This is a genomic window from Pseudomonas sp. 05N434, from assembly GCF_056396965.1.
The window spans coordinates 1-5,759 of the sequence record NZ_JBFTMK010000387.1; the positions used below are offsets into that span (position 1 = coordinate 1).

Below are 5,759 nucleotides of genomic sequence, written 5' to 3' on the forward strand. Positions count from 1 at the left end.
GCACGCCATCCAGCACACCCTCGACACTTACGACTCGCTCACTCCCGACGGTTTCCAGCGCCTGCATAACCTGCTGGAGCGCCAGAGTTATCGCCTGGCCAGTTGGCGCACCGCGGCGGACGACATCAACTGGCGGCGCTTTTTCGATATCAATGAACTGGGCGGCCTGCGCGTCGAACGGCCGGCGGTGTTCGAAGCGACCCATGCAAAAATCTTCGAGCTGGTGGCCGAAGGTCTGGTCGACGGACTGCGCATCGACCACATCGACGGCCTCGCCGACCCGCGTGGCTACTGCCGCAAACTGCGACGTCGAGTCGATCGAATGGCACCCGGCCGACACCTGCCGATCTACGTCGAGAAGATCCTCGGCGAAGGCGAAACCCTGCACCGCGACTGGTGCGTCGATGGCAGTACCGGTTATGAATTCATGAACCAGTTGTCGCTGCTGCAACACGACCCCGAAGGCACCCAGACCTTGGGTGAACTCTGGAGCCGGCACAGCGAACGGCCCGCCGATTTCCGCCAGGAAGCACAACTGGCGCGCCAGCAGATTCTCAACGGCTCCCTCGCCGGGGATTTCGAAAGTGTTGCCCACGCCCTGTTGCAAGTGGCCCGGGACGACCTGATGACCCGGGACCTGACCCTCGGCGCGATCCGACGGGCCTTGCAGGAACTGATCGTGCACTTCCCGGTGTACCGCACTTACATCAGCCCGTTGGGTCGTGCGGCCCAGGATGACGTGTTTTTCCAGCAGGCCATGGCCGGTGCCAGGCAAACCCTTGGCGAGGCCGACTGGCCGGTGCTCGATTGCCTGGCCGGCTGGCTCGGTGGCCAACCCTGGCGCAAGCGACCGGTGGGCCGTCCACGCAAACTGCTCAAGCATGCCTGCGTGCGCTTCCAGCAACTGACCTCACCGACAGCGGCCAAAGCGGTGGAAGACACCGCGCTTTATCGCTCGGCGGTGCTGCTGTCGCGCAACGATGTCGGCTACAACACCGAGCAGTTCAGCGCCCCGGTTGCCGACTTCCATGCCGCCTGCGCCAATCGCCTCGCCGAGTTCCCCGACAACCTGCTGGCCACCGCGACCCACGACCACAAACGCGGTGAAGACACCCGCGCGCGGCTGGCGGTGTTAAGCGAGCGCAGCGCCTGGTACGCCGAACAGGTCGAGCACTGGCGAACCCTCGCGGGCGAACTGCGCAGCGACCCCGGCGCGCCCTCGGCGGGCGACGAGCTGATTCTCTATCAAGCAATCCTCGGCAGTTGGCCACTGGAATTGTGTAGCGACGATCAACCTGCGCTCGAGGACTACGCCAAACGCCTCTGGCAGTGGCAACGCAAAGCCCTGCGCGAAGCCAAGTTGCAAAGCAGCTGGAGCGCGTCAAACGAGGCATATGAACAGGCGACCCACGGGTTTCTCGAACGCCTGCTGCTAAGCCCCGAAGGTCAGCCATTGCGCGCGGCCATCGAGGCAGCCGCTCAATGCATTGCCGTCCCGGGTGCACTGAATGGATTGGCGCAAACCTTGCTGCGAATGACCGTGCCGGGGGTGCCGGATCTCTATCAGGGCAACGAGTTCTGGGACTTCTCGCTGGTCGATCCGGATAACCGCCGGCCGGTGGATTACGTCAGCCGTCAGCAGGCCATGCACCTACCGCTTGACCTGCCCGCTCTGTTGGCGAACTGGCGTGACGGACGCATCAAGCAAACCCTGATCGCCCGGGCGCTGAACCGGCGTGCCGAGCATGCCGAACTGTTTCAAAAAGGCACTTACCAAGCCCTTGAAGTGATTGGCAGCCAGGCTCACCGGGTACTGGCGTTTGCTCGAGAATGGCAGGGAAAACTGGCAATCGTGACCGTACCGATACGTTGTGCCGGACTGCTGGAAAACAGTGCCGCCCCCCGGATTGACGCGTCGCTGTGGGGCGATACCCGAATCAAATTGCCGTTCACCGCCACCGAAGAAAATCTGAAGGGACTTTTTACCAGCGTCGCAGTCACAAAACACAAGGAGCTGATGGTCGGCGCCGCGCTGGGGGATTTCCCGGTCAATCTCTTTACCCAAACTTGAGTTCAGTTCAGGAGCATTGCGATGAGTACCGACGAAAAACGCATTCGCGAATTTGCCTATCAAATCTGGGAATCCGAAGGAAAACCCGAGGGCCAGGAAGCCCGCCATTGGGAGATGGCCTGCAAACTCGCCGAGGCCGAAGCCCTGGCGCCCGGCAAACCAGCCAAAGCGAGCAGCAGCAAAACCGCAAGCAAGCCCGCGGCCAGCAAGCCCGACGGCAAGCTGGTCAATGGCAAGGGCCTCGAAACCAAACCCCGCGCCAAGCCCAAAGCCAAACCCGCTGCCGCTTCGGCAGTGATCCCGCCGGGCGAAAAAACCACAGTGAAAAAGCCGCGCACCGCGCGTAAACCACCCGAGGTCTGACGCTTCACTGTCTTGTCCTGATTTGTGGCGAGGGGGCTTGCCCCCCGTTCGGCTGCGAAGCAGTCGTAAACCAGACGCCACGTTGCTGATTAAAGAATTGCGGTGACTGGTTTAAGGGTCGCTTTGCGACCCAACGGGGCGATGCGGCGTTCCGACAAGCCCCCTCGCCACAGAGCGCCCTCGAAAAATACCGTTGCAGGAGCAGCTATGACCAGTCCAAAGAAAACCGCGCCCGAACCTCACGAGGCCTCGCGAATCCGTGAAGGCTTRCCCTTCCCGCCAGGCGCGACCTGGGATGGCCTGGGGGTCAATTTCGCGCTGTTTTCGGCTCACGCGACCAAGGTCGAACTGTGCATCTTCGACGATGCCGGTGAGGTGGAACTTGAGCGCATCGAGCTGCCGGAATACACCGATGAGACCTACCACGGCTACTTGCCCGACGCCCATCCGGGGCTGATCTACGGCTATCGCGTGTACGGGCCGTACGACCCGGCCAACGGTCATCGCTTCAACCCGAACAAACTGCTGATCGACCCCTATGCCAAACAGTTGGTCGGCCAATTGAAATGGTCCGAAGCGTTGTTCGGCTTCACCATCGGCCACCCCGACGCCGACCTCAGTTTCGATGAGCGCGACAGCGCGCCCTTCGTGCCCAAGTGCAAAGTGATCGACCCGGCCCACACCTGGGGCCATGACCATCGGGTCAGCGTGCCATGGGACAAGACGATCATTTATGAGACTCACGTACGCGGTTTCAGCATGCTTCACCCCGCCGTTCCCGAGAACCTGCGCGGCACCTTCGCCGGGTTGATGGTCGATGATGTGCTGGAACACATCCGCAAGCTCGGCGTATCGACTGTGGAGTTGCTGCCGATCCATGCCTTCGTCAACGACCAGCATCTGCTGCACAAAGGCATGACCAATTATTGGGGTTACAACAGCATTGCGTTCTTTGCCCCGGACCCGCGCTACCTGGCCAGCGGCAAGATCGCCGAGTTCAAGGAGATGGTCGCGCATCTGCACGAGGCCAATCTGGAAGTGATCCTCGACGTGGTCTACAACCACACCGCCGAGGGCAACGAACAAGGCCCGACCCTGTCCATGCGCGGCATCGACAACGCCTCTTACTACCGCTTGAGGCCCGACGACAAACGCTACTACATCAACGATTCCGGCACCGGCAACACCCTGGACCTGAGCCACCCGTGCGTGCTGCAAATGGTCACTGACTCGCTGCGTTACTGGGCCACGGAAATGCACGTGGACGGTTTCCGTTTCGACCTGGCAACCATCCTCGGCCGCTACCATGACGGCTTCGACGAACGGCACAGCTTCCTCGTCGCCTGTCGCCAGGACCCGGTGCTGCGTCAGGTGAAATTGATTTCCGAATCCTGGGACTGTGGCCCCGGCGGTTATCAGGTCGGGAACTTCCCGCCGGGCTGGGTMGAATGGAACGACAAATTCCGCGACACCGTGCGCGCGTTCTGGAAAGGTGACGACGGCCAGCTCGCCGACTTCGCCAGCCGCATGACCGCCTCCGGTGAGATGTTCAACCAGCGCGGCCGTCGACCGTATGCTTCGCTGAACTTCGTCACCGCCCATGACGGCTTCACCCTCAACGATCTGGTGTCGTACAACGACAAGCACAACGAGGCCAACGACGAGAACAATCAGGACGGCAGCAACAACAACCTGTCGTGGAACCACGGCGTCGAAGGCCCCACCGACGATCCCGAGATCAATTCCCTGCGCCTGCGGCAGATGCGCAACTTCTTCGCCACATTGCTGCTGTCCCAGGGTACGCCGATGCTGGTGGCCGGCGACGAGTTCGCCCGCACCCAGAAAGGCAACAACAATGCCTATTGCCAGGACAGCGAGATCGGTTGGGTCAATTGGGACATGAGCGAAGACGGCAAGGCGCTGCTCAAGTTCGTCAAACGCCTGATCAAGTTGCGCCTGGCCTATCCAATCCTGCGGCGCGGGCGCTTCCTGGTGGGTAATTACAACGAAGACATCGGCGTCAAGGACGTGACCTGGCTGGCCCCGGACGGCAGCGAAATGTCCAATGAGCAATGGGAAGAAGGCCACGGTCGCTGCATGGGCATACTGCTCGATGGCCGCGCCCAGGAAACCGGCATTCGCCGCAAGGGTGCCGACGCGACCCTGCTGCTGGTGGTCAACGCGCACCATGACATCGTCAACTTCCTGCTGCCGGAAGTGCCTGACGGCGGTTTCTGGACCTGCATGATCGATACCAATCAACCGTCGATTCGGGGCCAGGAACGCTTTGAGTTTGGTCGCCAATACTCGGTTACCGGCCGTTCGCTGCTGTTGTTTGAACTGCAGCATGAGGAAGAAGAGTGAGAGTGATCACCATAATATCTGTAGCAGCTGCCGAGCCTGCGAGGCTGCGTTCGGCCTTCACGGGTCTGCCAGGCTTGCTCCCGTAAGCATTGCGCACGACTGAGGGCCAGACAGAACAAGGACGTAGCGCCTATGAGACCGGTTTCCATCAGCGAAAACAGCTTGCCTGCGCAGATCTGGAACAGCGCCCCACAACTGGACAACATCCCCGTCATCAACACCGAAACACTGGTCCCTGCTGGAGCTCGCGCGGTGGTGATCGCCCCGCATCCCGGCGATGAAGTGGTGACTTGCGGTGGCCTGCTGCAACTGTTGTGCTCCCTTGGTCATCCTCTGCAACTGATCTCGATCACCGACGGCAGCGCCAGCCATCCGGGGTCGCGTCAGTGGTCGGAAAAGCGCCTGAGCGTGTTCCGCCCCCAGGAAAGTGTCGAAGCCTTGCGTCGACTCGGCTTGCCGATGCACAGCCTGAAGTGGATTCGCGGCGGCTTCACCGACAACGCTCTGGCCGAGCGAGAGTCTGAATTGACCCAATTCATCGTCCGCTACCTGCGCCCCGGCGATGTGGTGTTCACCACCTGGCGCGAAGACGGCATCGTCGACCACGACGCTGTCGGCCGTGCCAGCGCCAGGGCTGCCGCCCTGGTAGGGGCGACGCTCAACGAAATACCGGTCTGGGCCTGGCACTGGCCGATGCGCGAGCACGGGCTGATCCCCTGGCATCGCGCGCGCAAGCTACGCCTCGACACCTGGACTGTCGCGCGCAAAAGCCACGCCACCTATGCCTACGCCAGCCAGCTCGACGGCGAACCGGCGATCGGCATCGCCCCGCTGCTGCCACGAGTGATTCTGGAACGCATGCGGTTGCCGTATGAAATTGTGTTTGTCTGATGCCATGCAGCAACCGGACTCGTTTGTAGCAGCTGCCGAGCCTGCGAGGCTGCGTTCGGCGGCGTAGCCG

The 5,759-nt window shown here is 61.8% G+C and carries 4 protein-coding genes; all 4 read left to right on the plus strand.

Annotation, left to right across the window (positions count from 1 at the left end):
* Positions 1–2,071: malto-oligosyltrehalose synthase (gene treY, locus AC1DLB_RS21380; protein ID WP_477785596.1), on the plus strand; the 2,071-nt coding region annotated here is incomplete at its 5' end.
* Positions 2,072–2,092: 21 nt separating this feature from the next.
* Positions 2,093–2,434, plus strand: coding sequence for a DUF2934 domain-containing protein (locus AC1DLB_RS21385; RefSeq protein WP_111453571.1), 342 nt, complete (start codon positions 2,093–2,095; stop codon positions 2,432–2,434).
* Between the two features lie 207 nt (positions 2,435–2,641).
* The gene (glgX, locus tag AC1DLB_RS21390; protein ID WP_477743011.1) at positions 2,642–4,798 is read left to right on the plus strand and encodes a glycogen debranching protein GlgX; all 2,157 of its coding nucleotides are present in this window, start codon (positions 2,642–2,644) and stop codon (positions 4,796–4,798) included.
* Between the two features lie 132 nt (positions 4,799–4,930).
* Positions 4,931–5,689, plus strand: coding sequence for a PIG-L deacetylase family protein (locus AC1DLB_RS21395; RefSeq protein WP_018926126.1), 759 nt, complete (start codon positions 4,931–4,933; stop codon positions 5,687–5,689).
* The last annotated feature ends 70 nt before the right edge of the window (positions 5,690–5,759 follow it).

Coding starts and splice junctions, on each gene's coding strand:
- AC1DLB_RS21395 (WP_018926126.1), top strand. CDS start 4,931: ATGAGACCGGTTTCCATCAGCGAAAACAGCTTGCCTGCGCAGATCTGG.
- AC1DLB_RS21385 (WP_111453571.1), top strand. CDS start 2,093: ATGAGTACCGACGAAAAACGCATTCGCGAATTTGCCTATCAAATCTGG.